At 34.1% G+C, this 21,513-nt stretch carries 19 protein-coding genes and 1 tRNA gene; 18 read left to right on the top strand and 2 right to left on the bottom strand.

The genetic code is table 11. The features are described 5' to 3' along the window. On the top strand, positions 1-2,326 hold a 2,326-nt coding region (locus ACWIUX_RS08180; RefSeq protein WP_448590240.1), incomplete at its 5' end, for a TaqI-like C-terminal specificity domain-containing protein. 454 nt (positions 2,327-2,780) lie between these two features. Here ACWIUX_RS08180 and ACWIUX_RS08185 read toward each other — a convergent pair. Then, a complete protein-coding gene (locus tag ACWIUX_RS08185) occupies positions 2,781-3,443 on the bottom strand; it encodes a HesA/MoeB/ThiF family protein (protein WP_448590241.1) in 663 nt (220 codons plus the stop codon). Positions 3,444-3,530: 87 nt separating this feature from the next. On the opposite strand from ACWIUX_RS08185, the gene ACWIUX_RS08190 reads away from it, so the two are divergent. Then, complete coding sequence (locus tag ACWIUX_RS08190; RefSeq protein WP_448590242.1) at positions 3,531-5,135, top strand: DUF445 family protein; 1,605 nt, start codon at positions 3,531-3,533, stop codon at positions 5,133-5,135. On the opposite strand, the gene ACWIUX_RS08195 is transcribed toward ACWIUX_RS08190, so the two are convergent. Continuing rightward, positions 5,136-5,723, bottom strand: coding sequence for a sulfite oxidase-like oxidoreductase (locus tag ACWIUX_RS08195; RefSeq protein WP_448590243.1), 588 nt, complete (start codon positions 5,721-5,723; stop codon positions 5,136-5,138). Positions 5,724-5,947: 224 nt separating this feature from the next. Between ACWIUX_RS08195 and ACWIUX_RS08200 the strand changes: the two genes are divergently transcribed. The 16 genes from ACWIUX_RS08200 to ACWIUX_RS08275 all read left to right on the top strand — a co-directional run bounded on the left by ACWIUX_RS08200 (position 5,948) and on the right by ACWIUX_RS08275 (position 21,342). Next, positions 5,948-6,217 (top strand): FmdB family zinc ribbon protein, encoded by a 270-nt coding sequence (locus ACWIUX_RS08200; RefSeq protein WP_448590244.1) that lies wholly within the window; start codon positions 5,948-5,950, stop codon positions 6,215-6,217. 8 nt (positions 6,218-6,225) lie between these two features. Then, a tRNA-Pro gene (locus ACWIUX_RS08205) sits at positions 6,226-6,300 on the top strand. 157 nt (positions 6,301-6,457) lie between these two features. Continuing rightward, positions 6,458-7,381: a dihydroorotate dehydrogenase gene (locus ACWIUX_RS08210; protein WP_448590245.1), complete on the top strand. Its 924-nt coding sequence runs from the start codon at positions 6,458-6,460 to the stop codon at positions 7,379-7,381. A gap of 54 nt (positions 7,382-7,435) precedes the next feature. Continuing rightward, positions 7,436-7,885, top strand: a complete 450-nt coding sequence (gene dtd, locus ACWIUX_RS08215) for a D-aminoacyl-tRNA deacylase (protein WP_448590246.1) — start codon at positions 7,436-7,438, stop codon at positions 7,883-7,885. Continuing rightward, positions 7,882-8,475: an RdgB/HAM1 family non-canonical purine NTP pyrophosphatase gene (gene rdgB, locus ACWIUX_RS08220; protein ID WP_448590247.1), complete on the top strand. Its 594-nt coding sequence runs from the start codon at positions 7,882-7,884 to the stop codon at positions 8,473-8,475. Before dtd ends, rdgB begins: the two co-directional genes overlap by 4 nt. A gap of 5 nt (positions 8,476-8,480) precedes the next feature. Beyond that, complete coding sequence (gcvT, locus tag ACWIUX_RS08225; protein WP_448590248.1) at positions 8,481-9,572, top strand: glycine cleavage system aminomethyltransferase GcvT; 1,092 nt, start codon at positions 8,481-8,483, stop codon at positions 9,570-9,572. A 30-nt stretch (positions 9,573-9,602) separates the two neighbouring features. Further along, the gene (gene gcvH / locus ACWIUX_RS08230; RefSeq protein WP_448590249.1) at positions 9,603-9,977 is read left to right on the top strand and encodes a glycine cleavage system protein GcvH; all 375 of its coding nucleotides are present in this window, start codon (positions 9,603-9,605) and stop codon (positions 9,975-9,977) included. A gap of 2 nt (positions 9,978-9,979) precedes the next feature. Further along, the gene (gcvPA, locus tag ACWIUX_RS08235) at positions 9,980-11,302 is read left to right on the top strand and encodes an aminomethyl-transferring glycine dehydrogenase subunit GcvPA (protein ID WP_448590250.1); all 1,323 of its coding nucleotides are present in this window, start codon (positions 9,980-9,982) and stop codon (positions 11,300-11,302) included. Beyond that, the gene (gene gcvPB / locus ACWIUX_RS08240) at positions 11,299-12,747 is read left to right on the top strand and encodes an aminomethyl-transferring glycine dehydrogenase subunit GcvPB (RefSeq protein WP_448590251.1); all 1,449 of its coding nucleotides are present in this window, start codon (positions 11,299-11,301) and stop codon (positions 12,745-12,747) included. The genes gcvPA and gcvPB overlap by 4 nt, the downstream gene beginning before the upstream one ends. An 89-nt stretch (positions 12,748-12,836) precedes the next feature. After that, positions 12,837-13,628: a lipoate--protein ligase family protein gene (locus ACWIUX_RS08245; RefSeq protein ID WP_448590252.1), complete on the top strand. Its 792-nt coding sequence runs from the start codon at positions 12,837-12,839 to the stop codon at positions 13,626-13,628. Beyond that, positions 13,594-14,478, top strand: coding sequence for a lipoyl synthase (lipA, locus tag ACWIUX_RS08250; RefSeq protein ID WP_448590253.1), 885 nt, complete (start codon positions 13,594-13,596; stop codon positions 14,476-14,478). The genes ACWIUX_RS08245 and lipA overlap by 35 nt, the downstream gene beginning before the upstream one ends. Next, entirely contained in the window at positions 14,468-15,820 is a 1,353-nt protein-coding gene (gene lpdA, locus ACWIUX_RS08255; protein ID WP_448590254.1) for a dihydrolipoyl dehydrogenase, read from the top strand. Before lipA ends, lpdA begins: the two co-directional genes overlap by 11 nt. A 190-nt stretch (positions 15,821-16,010) precedes the next feature. Next, positions 16,011-19,004 (top strand): formate dehydrogenase-N subunit alpha, encoded by a 2,994-nt coding sequence (gene fdnG, locus ACWIUX_RS08260; RefSeq protein ID WP_448590255.1) that lies wholly within the window; start codon positions 16,011-16,013, stop codon positions 19,002-19,004. A gap of 1 nt (position 19,005) precedes the next feature. Beyond that, entirely contained in the window at positions 19,006-19,785 is a 780-nt protein-coding gene (locus ACWIUX_RS08265) for a 4Fe-4S dicluster domain-containing protein (protein ID WP_448590256.1), read from the top strand. Further along, positions 19,785-20,438 carry a formate dehydrogenase subunit gamma gene (locus ACWIUX_RS08270; protein WP_448590257.1) on the top strand — a complete coding sequence of 218 codons (654 nt, stop codon included), beginning with the start codon at positions 19,785-19,787 and terminating at the stop codon, positions 20,436-20,438. Before ACWIUX_RS08265 ends, ACWIUX_RS08270 begins: the two co-directional genes overlap by 1 nt. A 118-nt stretch (positions 20,439-20,556) precedes the next feature. Further along, positions 20,557-21,342, top strand: a complete 786-nt coding sequence (locus ACWIUX_RS08275) for a hypothetical protein (RefSeq protein ID WP_448590258.1) — start codon at positions 20,557-20,559, stop codon at positions 21,340-21,342. Positions 21,343-21,513 lie beyond the last annotated feature (171 nt).

Here is a 21,513-nt window from a genome sequence, read left to right on the forward strand (position 1 = left end):
ATTAACTGGCTTAAATGAAGCGTTTATTATCACTACAGAAAAAAGGAATGAAATTTTAGATAATTGTAAAGATGAAGAAGAAAGAAAACACACTGAAGCAATTATAAAACCTATACTTCGAGGTCGTGATATAAAGCGCTACTCTTACGAATGGGCAGATTTGTGGGTGATTGTAATACCTGCTGGGTGGACTAATGAACATAGAGGGGCAGAAAAAGCTGAAATATTTATAGAAAAGAGTTTACCCGCACTAATGGAGCACTTAAAGCCTTATGAAGTGAAAGCTAAAAAGCGAGACGATCAAGGTGATTACTGGTGGGAGCTTCGTCATTGTGCATACTATCCTGAATTTGAAAAGGAAAAGGTCGTGTGGAATAGAATTACTGACAAAATTATTTTTTCTTATGTAAAACAAGGCTTTTATATTCTGGATAGTACATTTATGTTTACTGGCAAAGACTTAAAGTATTTAATTGCATTATTAAATTCGAAAGTTATCGCTTGGTGGATAAAGTTATCATCTGCTACATTAGGGAAGGGAAGTTATGGTGCAAAAATTTACATAGAGAAAACACCTATTCCTCCCATTACTCCTGACAACGAGCCAATAGTGAAGCAAATAGAGAATGATGTGGAAACGATTTTATCAGCAAATTTATCAGCAAAGCGCCAAAATCTCAATGCCGATATAAGCCATTTAGAAAGAGAAATAGACCAGTTGGTTTATAGGCTTTATGATTTAACAGAGGAAGAAATAAAGGTAATTGAAAAAATCTTAGTTAAGGAAAGGGGAATTAGGATGGGGGATCTTCTTAAGAATTGGAAAATTTTTAATTTATTTCCAGATTTTAAAAAAAACTTAAGACCTCTACCTGATAAAGAGAAAATTTTTATAGTAATGGGATGTTTATCAGGAGATATTTGTAATGTTTTTAGAAATTTTTCTTGTCTCATATCTTATGTTGAAAGTCCTGACAAAAATAATCAGCAATCACAAGTTGAAGATGGCTTTATTGACTTTATAAGAAAATGTGATTTTAGTAATTGGGCAAAAGAGGATTTAGAAAAGTTAATTGATATGGCATATAAATCTGTTGGAAAATTGAAAAATTATATATCTTATACTAAGTTTAAAGAGTTTTTTGGAGAACCAACAGAAGCTCATTTAGGAATTTTATCAAACTATTTAATAAGTTCATTAAAATGTAGTGAAGAAGAAAGTATAAAAATAATTTGTTATATAAATATTTTATATTATTCTATCCTTCGTTGCAAAGATGAATACCGTGGCGATCTGATAAGAAAGTTATATAATCTTACTGAGAATTCTGGCAATAATTTTAATAAATTTTTATTTCAAATGATCTTAAGTGAATTAGTAAAAAATGATTGGGAAAAATTAAAAGAGTTTTTTTGGGAATATAATTATTTTTCTAAAACTAAGGATGAAATCTTTTGGCTTCCGTATGATATCTCAAATTTTAATAGTAAACTTTTTGCAAAATTATCTGGTCAAGACATATTAATATTACAAGAATATCAAGAAATGTTTTCTGATTTAGTAAAAGACATATGTGAGAGTTTAGATGATTCTGATATAGAGGAATTTCGTAAGATATTTCATATAGATAAATTTCACATAGATGAATTAAAAAGCGATCCAAATGGAATAGCTGAAATAAAACAACATTTAGAAGAACGCAAAAAGACATGCAGTAAGGTTTTTAGCATTGCAGGTTTAGATTGGAGAAATAATCAAAAAGAAGAGGAAAAACGTTTTCTTGAATTTTTTTGTGAACGTATGCGTGATGAATATGGTCTTCACATAGAGGGGTACAAGAAAGAAGAAAGACCAGATTTTATTGTACTTATTGATGGTAAAAGAGTTGGTATTGAATTAACTACTTACAATACAGAAGAAGAAAGAAGAAATTCACAACCTGAAACAGAAGTAAAATTAATATCAGCTAAAAAAGCAGAAAAAAAAGCTTTGCCGGCTTTGGAAGAAGCTATATATAAAAAGATAAAAAAATATAAACCTTTTAGGCACTCAGAAGAAATGGATGAACTAAAAATAGATGAACTTTGGCTTGTTTTATATTCACCTAATCCAAATTATGAAACAAGTATTGGTACTACATGCCCCCCTTTGTTTAATGACACTAATTTACATAGTAATTTAAATTCATTGAAAGAATCATCATTTAAAGATGATACAACCTTTGAATTAATTTCTGTTTTTGTATATAGTAATTTAAATTCATTTGTTTTTGCACCTAAACCTGTTTTTATTAGAAATGAATCTGCTTTGTTTAAGAAAAGATAGCCAATTTCAAATAATTTTTAAAATTTTTCAAATCTTTGTGATAATTTTTCCTTATCAATAAATTATCCTAAGAAATTTCACAACATCACATATTACTCCAGCTTAAGAAGAAAAAAGCATTTATTGACATTAGACAATTTAAGATTTATATTTTTCAAATGGGGTTGGGTTTAACTGATTCTATCAGTTGGATGAATTTACAGAAAAAATTGGGCGTGATTGTTTTAAGCATAAAACTATATATGTTTTATGTGATGCTTCTTTATTACCAATTATGAGGAAACAATGGTATTTCGAACAGCTGGAGGGAACCGTTGAACGTTCCTTATATGTCAATGCATTGACACTGCTGGGCAGCTTAAAAAATAAAAAACTTTCGCGAGCAAGATGCTCGCGTTACTATTAAGCTGTATGCTAGATACACTATAAAGCGTAGAATGCGCTATAAAGATACTCATGGTACTATATAGAAATTGTTCATCAGGTCAAAATAAATTCCATCTTTTAAGACTTTGCCTGTATTTGTTAAAAGTTTTATAACTTCCATTGCCTGAATTGATGCAGCTACTGCAACTGTAGGTGAAATTGTTCCCAGATAGACCTCTGTGCCTTTATTTTTCTTAAAATCAACTATTTCATCATCTGGTAAAAAAACCTTTATTTTTCCTGAAGTCATCGAAACTGCTGCATGAACTACAGGTATTTTTAATTTTTTTGATTCTCTAAGTAAGATCAATCTAGAGTTATTGTTATCCAATGCATCTACTGCAACATCTGATCCTTTTAATATTTCTGCTGCAGTGTATTCGTTAAATTCAGTTTCAAATGAATCTATTGTGACTTCTTTGTTGATGCTCTTCGCCCTGCTTTTAGCTATCTCTACCTTTGATTTACCAAGAGAATTGATATCTGAGAGTATCTGTCTATTTAGGTTTGACTCATCAAAGATATCCTTATCAACAATTTTTATATGGCCTATTCCCAATCTGACGAGGTGTTCAAGTACGAAACCCCCAAGTCCTCCCATTCCTATTATTGACACAGTAGAGTGAAAGAGTTTTATTTGATTTTCTTCGCCTAGTGACATTATATTTCTCTCAAATTGTTTTGAAATCACATTATGCTCCTTATTAAAACTTAAATATTTTTATCATATATGTTATATTTTAAATTGCTTTTAATCAATTTTACTGTAGGTGATGAATTGAAATTTGACAGAGTATTTTTTTCTTTGTTGATACCGTATATTCTCTTGTTTATTTTTGGGAATCTGTTAAAAATTGAATTTTTTTTGTTAATAATGCCGATCTTTCTTGGTGCTCTTGTAGGATACGTTACAAACGTTGTGGCTGTGTGGATGATATTTAATCCAAAGAAGAAAAGATTTGGTTATCAAGGAATAGTTCCAAAGTCAAAATTTGAAATAAGTGAAAGGCTCTCTCTCCTAATAGAAAAGGAACTTATTAACCACGATTCAATAATAAATATGCTTGAAAGTAAGTCTGACAAGATAAAGAAATCGCTGGTAGATTTTCTGTATTCTTTGCTGAACAATGATTTTGGAACCGCGAAGGACTGTTTTAAAGACAAATCAACCCAATTTAGATCGATGTTTTTAAAGTTGTATGAAAAAAATTTGAATTTGATAGTACGTCTTATAGACTCAATTATCTTAAAATTGCTTTCTAACCATTTAGGGAAGCTCGTTAATCTAGAAAAATTAAGAATTGAGATTATAAATTCAAGAGAAGCAATAAAGGATAAATTTGACAGTTATTTAAACGATAAGACTTTGGTTGATGTATTTGGTGAAGATAACCTTGACGTAATTTTTAATAAAATCAAGGGATATCTGAAATGTGATATGAAGGAAGTTTTATATTCAAACTTGTCGGATAAGCGTATAAACCAGATAGTACCAAATTCAAAGTTTATAGTAAATTTTGTGACTAACTGGTTAGTTACCAAATTAAGCGATGATGAGTTCGTGGATAAGATGGCTTCTTTTATCGAGGAGGAATTCAGGTCATCTAAGAAGGGAATTTTAGAGGAGGCTTTGCTGTTTTATACAAATATTTTTGCTCCAAATTTTATTTCAGAAAAAATCAAAAAATTTATTGAAGATTTAAGGGAAAAGATAGCTTCAAACGAGAAGATTGTTGAGGCCATAGAATATAGTATAAATGAATTAACGAACAAGAAATTCAGTGAGATTGTAAGCGCTGAAGGCTTTTATAGTTTCTACGATAAGGTATTTATATTTTTTGAGTCAAATATTAACGAATCAAAGAATAAGATATATCAAAAGAAAATATTGGACTATCTTGGTTACGATGCATTTGAAAAGGTCTTACTTACCATATTTGATTGTATTGAAAATAACAAAGAGAAGATTTACTTTAAAGAGTTGTATCTACTAAAAAGAGAGAGCTTTAAATCGTGGCTTCATACATTTTTAGGATCTGATAAGGTAAAAAGAAAATTTAACACAATTGTTGAATATTTGCTTTCAAGAAAAATTGGAAATATTGTTTTGTTTTTTGAAAGCATGAAAATAGATATAGATTTAATTTTAAAAGACATCATCGAAGGGCTTTATGTTTATATAAAAGAATGGATATCTCTTTTGATAGCACATGTTGATGTGAAATTGATTGTAAAGGAAAGAATAGATAGTTATTCGGTAGAAGAGATGGAAAATCTTGTGTTTGGGATAATGGATAAGGAGTTTAGGATAATTGAGCTCTTGGGCGTTCCCATAGGGGCTCTGTTGGGTATTGTTCAGGTAGCTATGAGTCTTTTCAAGTAGTTATTCGTATCTTTCTTCGAGCCATGGGTCGCCCCTCATATGATAACCTCTTTCTTCCCAGAATCCAGGTATATCTTGTTCGACTAGCTCTATTGACTCCACGTACTTAGCACTTTTCCATGCGTATAGTTTTGGTATTACAATTCTTAAAGGATAGCCATTTGATTTTGGGATGGGCATTGAATTCATCTTCCATGCAAGAATTGAGTCTTCTTCTAAGAGATAATTTAAGGGAAAATTGGTAGTATAGCCTTCGCGGCAGTGGACTATAACGTACTGCGCGCTCTCCTTAGGTGGGCACATTCTTAGGAGTTCCTTGGTTTGGACTCCTTCCCATCGGATATTTTTTACGCTCCAGGTGGTAACACAGTGAAAATCAGCAGTTAATTCTACAGGTTCAAGTTTCTTTATTTCATCAAAGCTCATTATCAATTCGTTTTCCACAAGACCATACAACCTAAACCTAAAATTTGATAGGTCTACTTCAGGAACCTTTTTTATGTCATATACAATTGGTTTTTCAACCCATTTCTGACCTGGAGGCAGCCTGTCGGGTCTATTTATACTTGAGCTAATTATCGATTTCATAGTTTGTCTCCTAATATAAAATTTAATATTAATTATTATAATTATATAGCAAATAATTTAATAATACAAAAAATTGTAGATTTAATAAATAGTTCTTATATTACATTTATATCTATTTTAAGCGACAATGAGTGATAATATAATAATATAAATTTTTGTATTAACAAATAATAATTTTTGGTTTATAATATTTCAATTATATTCTAACTTAAGGAGGGATAAACATGCCAACTTATGTTTTTAAATGCAAGAACTGTGGGAATAAATTTGAACAAAACCGTTCAATTAAAGATGAATCGGAGGTTTTGTGTCCTAAGTGTGGCAATCCTTCCGAAAAGATTTTTGTGCCTGTGCCTATAGTTTTTAAAGGTTCTGGTTTTTATGTAACTGATTCGAATAATTCAAAAAATAGTGCGATTTCATCTTCCTCAAATGGGGAAGGTTCTCTGTCTATTGAGAGCGCAAAATGTCCTGCTGCAAAGAAAGGCAAATAGTTATTTGTCGGGGCGTAGCGCAGTGGGAGCGCGCCTGCTTCGGGAGTAGGAGGTCGGAGGTTCAAATCCTCTCGCCCCGACCATTAGCTATGAAAATATAATGATTTTTTAAATTTGTTTTATGCAATTTTTTAAAAGGAGATTTTTAAACTGATTTTTAAAAGAGTTTTTAAAGATCGTAAAATTATTAAGTATTATTTTAGAAGTAGTAGGTTTTTTAGTCCTGGTTGTGGATAGTTTATGACAAATTTAAATGTAAAATTTTTCGATACAGTTCTTAAAAACCCATTTATAGCGCCTTCAGGTGTGTTTGGTCTTGGATATGACGTTAGTGAGGATTACGAATTAAAGAAGTTTGGAGCTTTTACTTTGAAAACTGCAACAACTAAAAGAAGAGAAGGAAATATTTTACCTAGAATAGTTGAAACTCCTGCGGGAATGCTAAATTCTATCGGGTTGCAAAATCCTGGTATAGATGGATATTTAAAAATTTTTCCGACTATAAAGGATTTCTTTGAAGATTGCCCTTTGATATTTAGCATATCAGGTGAAACTGTTGATGATTTTGAGTACCTTGCGAAAAGGGTACTTGAGATTGAAAATGACGTTATTGCTCTTGAATTAAATCTTTCGTGTCCAAATTTAAGGAGTGGGGGCGTTACCTTTGCCTCTAATGTAAAGGACTCAATTAAAGTATGTAAAAAGGTGAGAAAGGTATGGAAAAAGGCCTTGATAGCAAAGTTGTCTCCTCTTTCTGACTTTAAAGAGATGGGAGTTTCGCTTGAGGCAGAAGGTGTTGATGCTTTTTGTGCTATTAATACATTGCCTGGAATGAGGATCGATATAAGTAAGAAAAGGCCTTTTCTCGGAAATATACATGGTGGTTTGTCTGGTCCTGCTTTACTTCCTGTATCCCTTAAATGCGTTTGGGATCTTAGAAGGGTTACAAAGCTTCCTATTATAGGTGTTGGTGGTGTTTATTCTGTAGAATCTGCATTAGAGATGTTTATGGCCGGAGCTAATTATGTGGGTATTGGTTCGAGTTTCTACAACAATCCTAAATTGTTGGACGAGCTTCTTAGCGGGATTGAAGATTTTTTGTCTCATAGCGACATGAAAGGAGTAGAAGAACTTGTTTCTATCGCAAATAGAAGCGGTTGGTAGAAGAAGTTCATTTGATGTTCTTTTAGAAGATAAAATTGGGGGAAGGGTTAGGTTTTGAGAGTAGTTGCTCAGAGGGTAAAGGGCGCAAATGTTAGCATAGCTGGGAAAAATTTGTACGAATCGATAAATAGAGGTCTGGTTTTACTTGTAAACTTTGAAAAGGGTGATAGCGAGAAAGAAGTTTCTTCATTTTGTGAAAAAATAATTAAGCTGAGACTTTTTCAATCTGAAAGGATGCCAATGGATTTATCCATTATCGATATAAACGGCGAAATTTTGATTGTCCCTCAATTTACTTTACTCGCTAACACATCAAAGGGCTTGCGACCTAGTTTTGAAAGATCTGAAACCCCACAAAGGGCAAACGAACTATTTGATTATATGTTTAAGATTTTAAAAGAAAAGGTTGTTACGAAAAGAGGGTTTTTTGGTGAACATATGCTGGTATCTCTTATAAACGATGGTCCTGTAACCCTTATTTTTGATACTAGAGTAAACCTATGAGATTACTTCTTGCTACTAATAATAAAAACAAGATAAGAGAAATTGTAAATATACTATCTAAATATAATTTTGAATTTGTGTTGCCAAAGGAAGTGAATTGCTTTATCGAACCAGAAGAAACTGGTTCTACATTTTGTGAAAATGCCTTAATAAAAGCCAAAGCCTTTTATGAGGCTACAAATATTGCTGCTTTAGCCGACGATTCAGGCCTTGAGGTTGACGCCTTGGACAAAAAGCCTGGGGTTTTGTCCTCAAGGTTTTTTGGAGATGTAACAGATGCAGAGAAATGTATGGGCATTTTGAAACTTCTTGGCGATTTAGAGTTTGAAAAAAGAACTGCAAGGTTTAAAGCTTGTTTTGTTCTCTATAACGGTAAAGTTCTGAGTCAAGCTGAGGGAGTTTGTGAGGGGCATATTGGTTTTGAACCAAAGGGCGAAAATGGTTTTGGATATGATCCGATATTTATACCTTTAGGTTTTAAGCAAACTATGGCTGAGCTCTCGATTGATGAAAAGGAAAAGATAAGTCACAGGGGAAATGCCTTGAGGATCCTCAGTAATAATATAAAAAATTTAATAAATGGAAGGTGAAGTAAATGGAAAATCTAAAGTCAACTCCGCTTGAAGCTGAGCATATTAAGCTAAAAGCGAAAATGGCACCCTTTGGTGGATGGAATATGCCTATTCAATATGAAAGCATAATTGAAGAGCATAACCAATGTAGAAGTAAAGTTGCACTCTTTGATACGTGTCATATGGGGGAATTCTTTTTTAAAGGCGATTTGCAAGAAACCAACATTGAAATGGCCTTTTCTTTTAATATCGGAACAATAAAAATTGGAAAATGCAGATATGGTTTAATTCTGAATGAAAAAGGGGGTATTGTAGACGACTGTATTGTTTATAGATTAAGTGAAGATGAACTTATGATGGTTGTAAATGCGGGCACCAAGGACAAGGACTTCAACGTTATAAAAAGTGTATTAAAGGGAAATTTTGTATTTGAGGACAAATCTGACGTTACTTCGAAGCTTGATGTTCAAGGCCCATTATCAAGAGATGTTTTAAGAAAATATTTCCCAAATGTTATTGAGGAGTTAAAGTATTTTTCTTTTACCAAAGATAAACTTTTAGGTGAAGAAATCTTGCTTTCCAGGACAGGATATACTGGGGAGTTAGGTTTTGAAATATATATGCCATCAAAGATTTGTGTTGATGTTTGGAATGATTTGCTTAAAGATGAAAGAGTTAAGCCTGCTGGTTTGGGTGCAAGGGATTTATTAAGACTTGAAATGGGCTATCCTTTGTATGGCAGTGATCTTGATGAAGATACTACGCCTTTAGAAGCAGATCTGACATATTTTGTGCACTTTGATAAAGATTTTGTGGGAAAGGATGTGCTCATAAAGCAAAAAAATAACGGAATAGAAAAAATAAGAGTAGGTTTTGTTTGTGAGGGCAGAAGGGCTCCAAGACACGGTTATAAGATTTTTGCAGAAGGTGAAGATATTGGATACGTTACAAGCGGTGGCTTTTCTCCATCATTGGGTAAGGGAATAGGTATGGGCTATGTAAAGACCAAATATAGTACTGAGAACTCTTTATTAGAGTTGTCTCAAGATAAGGTAAAAATTAAAGCAGTAGTTGAAAAGTTTCCATTTTATAAAGATGGATCACTCAGAAAATAAAAAATAAAAATATTTAGAGGAGGTTTATTTATGTCGAAGTACTATTCAAAGGATCACGAATGGGTAGAGATTGAGGGGAATATAGGAATTATTGGAATTACAGATTATGCTCAACACCAATTGGGTGATATTACCTATGTGGAGTTGCCGGAGGTTGGCAGTGAGTTAAAGCAATTTAATGTATTTTGTACAATCGAATCTGTAAAAGCAGCAAGTGATGTTTACGCACCGGTAACGGGGAAGGTTATTGAAGTAAACACAAAATTAGAAAATGAACCTGAAATTATAAATAAAGATCCTGAAGGCGAAGGATGGATAGTTAAAGTGGAAGTTTCTGAAATGAGCGAGCTAAGTAATCTTATGGATAAGGATTCTTATGAAAATTACGTTAAGGGGTTAGATTAAAAATGAATTTTTGCCCTCATACATCAGAAGATATAAAGGAAATGTGTGCAGTTTGTAATGTTAATGAAGTTGACGAACTATTCAAAGATCTACCTATTGAAAAGATAAATTTCAAAAAATTGGGTAAAGGGATCTCTGAATATGAAGGTTTCAATCAAATTTTGGATATGGCTAAAAAGAACAAATTGTTGTCATATCACTTTATTGGTGCAGGCTTGTACGACCATGTAATTCCAAGCGTAGTGGATTTTGTAGCATCAAGATCTGAATTTTATACTGCATATACTCCATATCAGCCAGAATGTTCTCAAGGAACACTGCAAGCTCTGTTTGAATATCAAACCGCTATGTGTAATCTAACCGATCTGGATGTAACTAATGCATCTCTCTATGATGGAGGTACTGCTTTAGCTGAGGCTGTTTTGATGTCTTTAAGAATTACTAAAAGAGAAAAAATAATTATGGATAAAAGCGTTAATCCTATATATAGGAACATAGTAAAAACATATTTAAAGTTTTTGCCTTATGAATTGGTTGAAGTAGATACTGTTGGAATTGAACCTGATTTTGAGAGGATAAAGTCTTTACTTGATTTAGACGTAGCTTGTTTTGTTTTTCAAAATCCAACCTTTTATGGCAGTGTGTACGATTGGACGGATCTAATAAACATTGCGCATGAAAAGGGAGTTTTAGCTGTGTCTTCTGTATACCCGATTTCGTTGGGGATAGTAAAAACGCCAGGCAAGATGGGAGTGGATATTGCTACTGGTGAGGGACAGTCATTGGGCAATCCGCTTTCATTTGGGGGGCCATATTTTGGTTTTCTGGTTACTAAAAAGAAATATATTAGAAATATGCCGGGCAGAATTGTGGGAGAAACTGTAGATAGGAATAACAAGAGAGCCTATGTTCTGACACTGCAAGCAAGAGAGCAACATATAAAGAGACACCGTGCAACCTCGAACATATGCTCCAATGAAGGACTGTGTGCTTTGAGAGCTTTGGTTTACCTGTGCTCTCTTGGAAAGAGTGGTCTCAAAGAGTTAGCTTTGCTAAACTTTAGCAAAAGCGAATACATGAAAGAAAAGCTGTCAGATATTGGTCTTACCATAAAAAACAAAGGCACTACATTTAATGAGTTTGTAGTTGAATTTAAGAAGGATGCTAAAGAAGTTTTTTCAGCGCTTTTATCGAAAAACATTGCCTTTGGAGTTCCGCTTTATTTATTTGAAGGTCCTGAAAACGCTATTTTGGTCAATGTTACTGAAAGGATGTCAAAAGAGAAAATTGATAATGTATGTTCTATTTTGGAGGCTATACTATGAATCTAATATTTGAGAAATCAAAAGATGGTAGAAAGTCTTTTAATCTACCTGAATCAGATGTTAGTTTGAAAAATTTTCCAAAAGAATTGTCACGTTCCGATTTAGATTTGCCAGAGATATCAGAGCTGGATCTGATAAGACACTTTATTAACCTTTCAAGATTAAATTTTTCTGTGGACACCCAGTTTTACCCATTGGGTTCTTGTACGATGAAATATAATCCTAAAATATTAGAAAAGGCTGCAAGTATACCTGAATTTACAAATTTGCATCCATTTTTTTCTATTTTGCCAGGATGTGAAGATATGTGCCGTGGTGCTCTTGAGATAATTGCAGATTTTCAGGATGTATTATGCGAGATAACAGGAATGGACAGTGCTACTATAAACCCGATGGCGGGTGCTCATGGCGAATTGACTGGTATTATGATTATTTCAAGCTATCATAAATCAAAAAATTCTAAGAGAACCAAGGTTATTGTTCCCGATTCTTCTCACGGTACAAATCCAGCAAGCGCCTCTATGGTAGGTTATGAAGTGGTTACAATACCTTCAAATAGCGAAGGCGAGATGGACGTAGATGAGCTAAAAAAACATCTTGATACTGATGTAGCAGCAGTAATGATGACATGTCCAAATACACTCGGACTATTTGAGAAGAATATAAAGCAAATTTCTGAGATGGCTCATTCTGTGGGCGCATTAATGTATTACGATGGTGCAAATCTTAATGCAATTATGGGGAAGGTAAGACCTGGTGACCTTGGATTTGACGTAATACACGTGAATGTTCATAAGACCTTTGGCACTCCTCATGGTGGTGGTGGTCCTGGAGCAGGTCCTGTAGGGGTAAAGAAGTTTCTGGAGGAGTTCCTTCCTATACCAAGAGTTAAAAGAGAAGATAGTTCTTTGGTAGTAGTATCCAATTCAGACAAATCAATTGGTCATATTTCCTCCTTTTTTGGGAATTTTGCTGTAGTGTTAAAGGCTTACTTGTATATTAAGTTGCTTGGCAGCGATGGGATAAAGTATTCTGCCGAAATGGCTGTATTGAACGCAAATTATGTAATGAATAGGCTTAAGGAATATTTGAAATTACCGTTTGACAGAACTTGTATGCACGAATGCGTTTTCTCTCTTTCTGAAATGGCAAAGAAAGGGGCAAACGCACTTGACTTTGCAAAATATCTTATAGATATGGGTTTTCATCCGCCTACGATATATTTCCCTTTGATAGTGAAGGAAGCATTTATGATTGAGCCAACTGAAACTGAATCAAAAGAAACTCTTGATAAATTTGTCGATTCTATTATAGATGCAGTAAAATTGGCAGAACAAAATGCACAAGTTTTCAAGGAATTTCCAAAAACCACCGTTATTTCAAGACCAGACGAGACGAAAGCAGCTAAAGATTTAATAGTAAAGTATGAAAAGGTAGTTAGTTAAAGATTTTAGAAAAAGACATATATTTTTTTGTTAGTTTGTTTTAAAATATATTAAATTAAATTTTTTAAGAAAGAAGGAGTTAAAAGAGGATGTCTAGCAAGAAGTTTAGATTTATTGTTTCGTCGCCATTAAGTGGTGATTATAATATGGCTATTGACGAAGCTTTATATTTAACCTTCTTGAAAAAAAGAGAACCTGTGATAAGGTTTTATTTTTGGTATCCTTCAGTGCTTTCAGTTGGGAGATTTCAAAAGATATCTGATATCAACAAATTTTTCCCAATTCAGGAGGGGGGATATTTTGTTAGGAGGTTAACTGGAGGGAATGCTTTATTTCATCATGAAGAAATTTCATACTCTATTGTTTGTTCCCAGGAACATTTAGGCAATTTGTCAGTAATTGATTCTTATAAAAAACTAACCTCTTTTGTTTTGGATTTTTATAATTCTTTAGATTTAAATGCAAAATGGGCATGCGAATGTAAAGATGATTATAAATCTAGTGAAAGCCCAGTTTTGTGTTATCAAGGAAAGGAAAAATACGATATTGTTATAGATGGACAAAAAGTAGGCGGTAATGCACAAAAGCGCTCTCATGACGTAATATTTCAACATGGATCTATTCCTATAAAAAGCAGAAAAAATCTTTCAAAAGAATACGAGTACGGAAGATCACTTCAAGATTGGATTGAGGACATTTCTTACAAGAGTGCTCTTAAAGGTCTTGCTTTGTCCTTTAGTAAAGAGATGAATGTGGATTTAGATTTTTGTGAACCGTCAAAGGATGAGATCAGACTTGCCTCTTATTTGAGAGAGAAAAAATATTTATCTGAAAGTTGGAATAAAGATGGTATTGAACAAGAAACCTATTTGGCTTCGTAAGAAGGTTTGTCAAAAAACAGAGAATTTTACAAGGTCATTGTTAAAGGATTTGGGTTTACACACGGTTTGTGAGGAAGCAAGATGCCCAAATATTTCAGAATGCTTTGAAAAAAAACATGCGACCTTTTTGATAATGGGTGATACATGCACTAGAGCATGTGAATTTTGTAATGTCAAGAAGGTTATAGAAGGAAATTTACTAGAGCCGCTAGATCCTTTCGAACCGGAAAGGATAGCTCAAGCTACTCAAAGGTTGGATTTGTCTCATGTGGTCATTACATCTCCTACAAGAGACGATATCTTTGATGGGGGAGCTTTGCACTTTGCTTATACGATAAGGGCAATACGTACTTGTATGCCACATACTACAATCGAAGTGTTGGTTCCAGACTTCAAAGGCGATATTAGTGCTATAAAAACAGTTTTGGTTGAAAAACCTGAAGTTTTTGGTCACAACGTAGAAACAATTCCAAGACTTTATTCTATAAGAAAAGGTGCATCGTTTGAAAGGTCATTAAGTGTTTTAGAAAATGCTAAAAGGATTTTGCCTGACGTATATACGAAAACTGGTTTAATGCTTGGATTAGGAGAAACGCTTGATGAATTAAAGGAGGTCTTTGATAAGCTCATAAACGTTAATTGTGATTTTCTTAGTATAGGTCAATATCTGCGACCAGGATTGAAGAACGTTGAAGTCTATGAATACGTTCATCCCGACAAGTTTGAAGAAATAAAAGAAATTGCGTTGAACTTTGGCTTTAAGCATGTAGAAAGCGCTCCATATGTAAGAAGTTCTTATAATGCCCAAAAATATCTATCTAGTGGGAGAGAAATAAAAGTTGGAAAATAAATTCGATGTTATAGTGCTTGGTGCGGGTCCAGCAGGTTATGAGTGTGCTCTTTATCTTGGGGAAAGGGGAAAGCGCGTTTGTCTTGTAGATAAATCCGAAGAAAATATTGGCGGAACATGTCTTAATGAGGGATGCATTCCTGTAAAGTCGTTGGTTGAAAGTGCACATCTAATTCAAAGGATGAAAGAATACAAAAACGTCTTTAACATTAACTTTGACGTAGAATATTCTAATGCAGTAAAACTTTTAGAAGAGCAAAAATCTCAATTGAGACAAGGGATAATTTCAAGGCTGAAAAGGTGCAACGTTAATCTGATTTTTGGTAAAGGTATGCTGATTGATAAAAATACTGTAAGGGTGTGCGATGTTGATTATTCTGCTGATAATATAGTTCTATCAACTGGTTCGTATCCAAAGAGCCTCCCGAATCTAGTGATAGATGAAAAGAGAATTATTTCAAGCAGTGGCCTTTTACGATTGAAGGAGATTCCAAAGGATATTCTTGTTGTTGGTGGGGGTTATGTAGGTTGTGAATTTGCATCTTTGTTAAATTATTTTGGATCAAAAGTAACAATTGTTGAATTTTTACCAAAAATTATGGGTTTTGAGGATGATGAAGTTTCACGCACTATGCTCAGGGATTTTAAAAAAAGGAATATTGCAGTAAACACGAATTCAGAAATTGTAGATATCCAGAACATAGATGAAAAAATGCTTGTTAAATTTAAGAATAGAGAAAATAATTCTGTTAAAGAGGTTTTTGTAGATATAATATTGGTCTCGGTTGGCAGAGGGGCTAATACAAAGGATCTTAATTTAGAATCAATTAATGTTAAAACTGAAAATGAGTTCATAGTTACAGAAAAAAACTTTAGTATTAACAATACCAGCGTATATGCTGTTGGAGATATCATAAAAACTCCTATGCTTGCTAACGTTGCTACTAGAGAAGGTATATTTGTAGCAAAAGAAATAATAAAGGAGCCAAGAAGCATAAATTATAATCTTTTACCAAGAGTCGTGTTTACTGATCCAGGTGTTGGATGTATCGGTTTTACTGAAGAAGATTTAAAATCTAAAGGAATATCCTACAAGACATACAAAGCATTTTTCAAGGGTAACGGAAAAGCGCTTATTATGGGACAAAATTCTGGATTTTTTAAGGCTCTTGCTTCTGATGATGGGACTATCCTGGGCGCGATGTTTATAGGGCCAATGGCATATGAACTAATTCACATTATGGCGATAGCTATGAAAAGTAGTATAAATATTACTGAACTCAATGACATAATATATGGTCATCCAACCCTTTCAGAGATAATCTTTAATGCTGTCTTGTAGGACATTGTTAAATTTAGTTATAAATTATATTTAGCTTAATATAAGTATTTTTTATTTACTATGTTTGTTTTTTTATTTATTAAAGTTGTAAAATAATAATATGTTTTTTATTAATTTATTATAAAAACGCTATTTATTATTGTTTTCTTTATTTTATTATTATATATGTCTCAAAAAGGGAGTGAAATTAATGGGGAATATCAAAAGGAGGGATTTTTTAAAGCTTACCTTTGCAGGCGCTGCAGCAATGGTAATGGATGGGAATATTGCTGTACCGGCAAGGGCTTCTGTAAAGCCATTTAAGCTAAAAGACACCAAAGTAAGTCCTTCAATTTGTATTTATTGTGGGGTAGGTTGTGGATTGTTAGTTTATGCAAAAGACGGTAAAGTAGTAAACATCGAAGGAGATCCTGATAATCCAAACAATGAAGGCGGACTCTGCGCGAAAGGTGCAACGTCTTATAGCGTTTACGTTAACCCTCTAAGACTAAAAAAGCCAATGTATAGAGCTCCTGGCTCTGATAAATGGGAAGAAAAAAGTTGGGATTGGACTATTAATGAGGTTGCAAAGAGAATTCTGAAGACAAGAAATAGTACTTTTGTAAAAGAAGTTGGTGGAGTTCCGGTAAATAGGACAGAAGGTCTTGTTCAACTTGGGGGAGCATCTCATGACACTGATGAGTGCTATCTATTATCCAAATTTGCAAGATCGCTTGGAATAGTTTATCTCGAACACCAGGCTCGTATATGACATTCTTCCACAGTGACCAGTTTGGGTCCTAGTTTTGGAAGAGGTGCAATGACAAATCCTTTAACAGATGTAAGGAATTCAGATGTTATTATGATTTGTGGCGGAAATCCCGCTGAAAATCATCCTGCTATAGCAAGATATATAAATATGTGCAAAGATGCTGGGGGGATTGTAATCTCTGTAGATCCAAGGTTTACTAGAACTTCTGCAATTTCTGACATATACTCACCTATAAGACCAGGAACTGATATTGTATTTTTTGGGGGGTTAATTAATTACATTATTCAAAACAAGAAATATCAGGAAGTCTACCTGAAAAACTATACTAACGCCTCATGGTTAGTGAATCCAGAATTTGATTTTAAAGATGGGCATTTTTCTGGATGGGATGAGGCAAAAAAGACTTACAATTATGCAACTTGGGGATTTCAAACTGGACCTGATAAAAAAGTTTTGAAGGATATGACTCTGCAAGATCCAAACTGTGTATTTCAAAGATTGGCGAAGCATTACTCCAGGTATACTCCAGAAGTCGTAGAGAACGTCTGTGGAATGAAAAAGGAGACATTCCTTAAGATTGCTGAGGTTTATTCTTCTACTGGAGCTCCTGAAAAGTCAGGTTGCTTAATTTATGCTATGGGACTTACCCAGCATACTATAGGTACCCAAAATATTAGAGCTTTTTGTATAATTCAGTTGTTACTTGGCAATATGGGTATGGCGGGCGGTGGTGTGAACGCGATGAGAGGAGAGGCAAACGTTCAAGGTTCTACTGATATGGGTCTTTTGTTCCATACGTTGCCCGGTTATTTGCCTGCGCCAAACGACAAGTTACACCCAAATCTTCAAGAATTTATTAAAAAATCAATTGCACCTGATAGTTATTGGGTCAACGCTCCGAAATTTATTATCAGTATGTTGAAAGCGTGGTTTGGAGACGCAGCTACAAAAGAAAATAATTTTGGTTATGATTGGTTGCCAAAGTGGTCAAAACCTGCTTCATGGATGCATATATGGGACAATCTTTATAAAAATGAAGGCATTAAGGGGATGATGATTTGGGGACAAAATCCGTTGGTATCTAGCCCATTTGCAGAAAAAACCGGCAAAGCTCTTGAAAATCTTGATTGGTTAATGATAGCTGATCTGTTTGAGACTGAAACCGCTAATTTTTGGAGAAGACCTCACGCCGATCCGAAAAATATTAAGACAGAAGTTTTCTTGTTACCTGTGGCTTCAATGGTAGAGAAAGACGGTTCAGCTACTAACACTTCTAGATGGCTTCAAATGAGATATAAGGCGGTAGAGCCTCTTTATGAATGTAGAGAAGATTCTGTAATAATGCACGACCTGATTTATAAAATAAAGGAGCTTGTTAAGGCTGATCCGTCAACGCCCAATCCAGAGGCAATATTAAACTTGACCTGGAATTATGGTGGACACAACCACAGTGCAGAAGAGGTATTTAAAGAGATAAACGGTTTTGAAGTTGCTACCAAAAAACAGGTTCCAGGTTTTGCTGCGCTAAAAGATGACGGTTCTACAGCATCTGGATGTTGGATATATTCTGGAATGTATCCTCCTACAGGAAATCTTGCTAAAAGAAGAAAGCCAGAAAAAACCGGACTTGGGCTTAATCCTGAATGGGGCTGGGCTTGGCCTGTAAATAGAAGAATTTTGTATAACAGAGCTGGGTGTGATTTAGAGGGCAATCCTTGGAATGCTGAGAAATACGTTATAAGGTGGGATGCTAATCAGAAAAAGTGGGTAGGTCGAGATGTGCCTGACTTCTTGCCAACAAAGGCTCCATCAGAACCAGGTGGAACGCTGCCTTTTATAATGCTTACTGGCGGACAGGGAAGGATATTTGTTCCTGGCGGTTTAGTAAAGGATGGGCCTTTCCCAGAACACTATGAACCAATTGAGTCTCCAGTTGAAAATAAGATAAATCCAGTGCAAAATAACCCAATTGCTTTGGTATTTAAATCAAACATAGACAAGTATGCTGAGCTTGGAGATCCAAAATATCCGTATATATGTACAACATATAGGGTTGCAGAGCATTATCAATCAGGCGCAATAACGAGAAAAATTCCTATAACCGTAGAAGCTATGCCACAGGTTTTTGCTGAGATCGATCCTGAACTTGCAAAGGAATTAAATATTAAAGATGGAGATAACGTAGAACTTGAATCTATTAGAGGTAAGGTTAAGGCAAAAGCATGTGTTACTACTAGAGTTCAACCAATGATAATTAATGGTAAAAAGTATCACGTAGTGGGTATCCCATGGAACTGGGGTTTTGTTGGGATTGATCCAGACAGCGGTAAAGACGAGTCCTTTGCTGCAAATCTTGTAACAGAAAATGTTGGAGATCCAACAAGCCTTATTCCAGAGTCCAAAGCTTTGATGATTAACTTGAGGAGGGCCTAAAATGGAAAGAGTGGCCTATATGTACGATTCTTCTAAGTGTATGGGTTGTAGGGGATGTCAGAGTATTTGTAAGCAGTGGAACGATCAAAAAACCGATCCTACAACTTTTACTGGAGTATACACTAATCCACCTAGTTTAAATCCTGATACAAGGATGATTATAAAATTTTATGATACCTTTACTCCAGATCCAAACTTTAACTTTTTTAAATATCAGTGCTTTCACTGTGGAGAGCCGGCATGTGTAAAGGTGTGTCCGAGTGGAGCTCTCTTTCAGGCTGAAAACGGTATAGTGGCTTTTGATGTAGATAAATGTATTGCTTGTGGGTATTGCCATAGTGCGTGTCCCTTTGGGATCCCCCAGATTGGAAAGGTGATAAACAAATGCGATATGTGTTACTCTAGAGTTATGGAAGGCTCTGATTCTGACAAAACTTCTATGCCTGCCTGTGTAAAGAGTTGTCCTGCAGGAGCACTTTACTTTGGCAAAAGGGATGAGCTGATTGAAGAGGGTAAAAAGAGGGTTGAAGTCTTAAAAAAGAAGGGATATACAGAGGCAAATCTTTACGGAGAAAATATTCTAGGAGGATTAGGGGTTCTTTCTATATTAAAATATTCTCCTGAAAAATATGGTTTGCCAAAAGAACCTGTGGTTCCAACAGACATTGGTTTGTGGAAAGATATATTGCATCCGTTGGGTTTAGTTATGTTAGGAGGTGCAGCAGGTCTTGTTGTGCTTCATAGAGTACTCAACCTTGGGAAAAAGGGAGGTGATCAATAATGGCTGTAAAGAAAATTGAAAAACACAGTAAAAATACTAGAATATTTCACTGGCTGCACTTGATAACATTTATAGTTATGTTATGGACAGGAATTTCTCTGTTTTATCCCTGGACTAATGTTTTAGGGATGACCTTTGGAAGTCTAAGGAACGCAGCTTTTATTCACAAATATCTTGGTTGGTTTTATGTGATCCTTCCTATAATATATGTATCATGGAATTTTAAATTGTTTTCAAAATTTTTCAAAACGATTAGTACCTTTACGCCTGAAGACAAAAAATGGTTATCAATATTTGGAGGATATTTACACCCTATAATTAAAGCTGATGAGGTGCCGCCACAGGGTAAATATAATGCAGGCCAAAAGCTTTTAGGTTGGATAATAATTGTTTTTTCGATTCTACTAGGTTGTACGGGATTAATAATGTTTTATTATACGTCCTTTCCAGGCTTATTAGTTAGAATGGCTATAATAGTTCATGTATTTTGCGGTACGTTTTTAGGTGCCGCTATTATTGTACACTTTTACCTTGCTGCAATTAATCCCACTTCGAACAAAGAGTTGGGGACTATGCTTGGCAGTGGTATGATAGAAGAAGACCATGTTAAGCACCACAATGCACTTTGGTATGAAGAATTGAGTAAGCGCTAAGTTTCTAAGTTGAAATTAAATATATTTTAAAGAAGCAAATTTAATATTGTTTTTAAATTGAGTGCAGGGTTTTATATAACCTTGCACTCAAAAACTATTAACTTTATTGGAGGTATGAATGAATTTAGCGAAATACGTGGAAAAATATCCGATACTAGAATCAGTCGCTGAATTTTGGGATAAATACTTTTCTTGTAGAGAAAAGCTGTTATATAAGATACCCAGTTTTATTCCACCTGATCTTATTAAAATTGAAGAATTTAAAAAAACATTTAATGAAGGCAGGCCATATTTAGATCTATTTGAGCTTAAGATATACAAAAAAAACCTAAATCCTCTGGCGAAAATTGTAAAGGATGATTTTGGAATAAAAGAAAAAATAAAATTTGAAGAGAAAGTTTTGCCAATATTCGATAAGTTAGCCATATCAGAGGATAAAACGGGCTTCATAAAGTTAATTGTTTATTCTTCTATTTATTCGTATATTGGCGATTTAATAATGAAAAACTGTAATCTTGTAAAATGGTATGAACCAATTTGTCCTGTTTGTGGTTCAAGGGCAGGAATAGGATTTATAGAGGGAGACGGTAAGAAAAGTTTGGTTTGTTCAACTTGTTATACGAGATGGGGGCACAGGAGGACTGTTTGCCCGATTTGTGCTGATGAAGAACAAAAATCCATGAAATATTATAGCACTGATGAACTACCTGGTTGGAGGATAGAAGTTTGTGAATCATGTGGTATGTATCTGAAAGTATTAGATTTAAGAGAAAGAAATGAAGATACTCCTCTTTATCCTTTACTCTATCTTTCAAGTTGGGAACTAGACGTTTCTATGGAAAATTTTAATTTTAGACCATCATGGTTCAAGATATTTTATGCTGCATCTTGGCTTAGCAAATAATATTTATCATTATTAATAAAATATTTTTATGAAATTCTACGATTAATTAACTAATTTTAAAAGTTTAGTTTAGAATTTATTGAATTAATATAATTAAAATAAAAGTTTTTTATTTTTTAGAAAATCTTTTTAATATCCATATTAAAAAGATTTTATTTTACTATTTCAATG

The organism is Thermodesulfobium sp. (assembly GCF_053498235.1).

What these genes read in the sequence shown, in the direction of transcription:
- ACWIUX_RS08195 (WP_448590243.1), bottom strand. Translation starts at nt 5,723, where the DNA reads ATGAAATCGATAATTAGCTCAAGTATAAATAGACCCGACAGGCTGCCT.
- ACWIUX_RS08200 (WP_448590244.1), top strand. Translation starts at nt 5,948, where the DNA reads ATGCCAACTTATGTTTTTAAATGCAAGAACTGTGGGAATAAATTTGAA.
- ACWIUX_RS08210 (WP_448590245.1), top strand. Translation starts at nt 6,458, where the DNA reads ATGACAAATTTAAATGTAAAATTTTTCGATACAGTTCTTAAAAACCCA.
- rdgB (WP_448590247.1), top strand. Translation starts at nt 7,882, where the DNA reads ATGAGATTACTTCTTGCTACTAATAATAAAAACAAGATAAGAGAAATT.
- gcvT (WP_448590248.1), top strand. Translation starts at nt 8,481, where the DNA reads ATGGAAAATCTAAAGTCAACTCCGCTTGAAGCTGAGCATATTAAGCTA.
- gcvH (WP_448590249.1), top strand. Translation starts at nt 9,603, where the DNA reads ATGTCGAAGTACTATTCAAAGGATCACGAATGGGTAGAGATTGAGGGG.
- gcvPA (WP_448590250.1), top strand. Translation starts at nt 9,980, where the DNA reads ATGAATTTTTGCCCTCATACATCAGAAGATATAAAGGAAATGTGTGCA.
- gcvPB (WP_448590251.1), top strand. Translation starts at nt 11,299, where the DNA reads ATGAATCTAATATTTGAGAAATCAAAAGATGGTAGAAAGTCTTTTAAT.
- ACWIUX_RS08245 (WP_448590252.1), top strand. Translation starts at nt 12,837, where the DNA reads ATGTCTAGCAAGAAGTTTAGATTTATTGTTTCGTCGCCATTAAGTGGT.
- lipA (WP_448590253.1), top strand. Translation starts at nt 13,594, where the DNA reads ATGGTATTGAACAAGAAACCTATTTGGCTTCGTAAGAAGGTTTGTCAA.
- ACWIUX_RS08265 (WP_448590256.1), top strand. Translation starts at nt 19,006, where the DNA reads ATGGAAAGAGTGGCCTATATGTACGATTCTTCTAAGTGTATGGGTTGT.
- ACWIUX_RS08270 (WP_448590257.1), top strand. Translation starts at nt 19,785, where the DNA reads ATGGCTGTAAAGAAAATTGAAAAACACAGTAAAAATACTAGAATATTT.
- ACWIUX_RS08275 (WP_448590258.1), top strand. Translation starts at nt 20,557, where the DNA reads ATGAATTTAGCGAAATACGTGGAAAAATATCCGATACTAGAATCAGTC.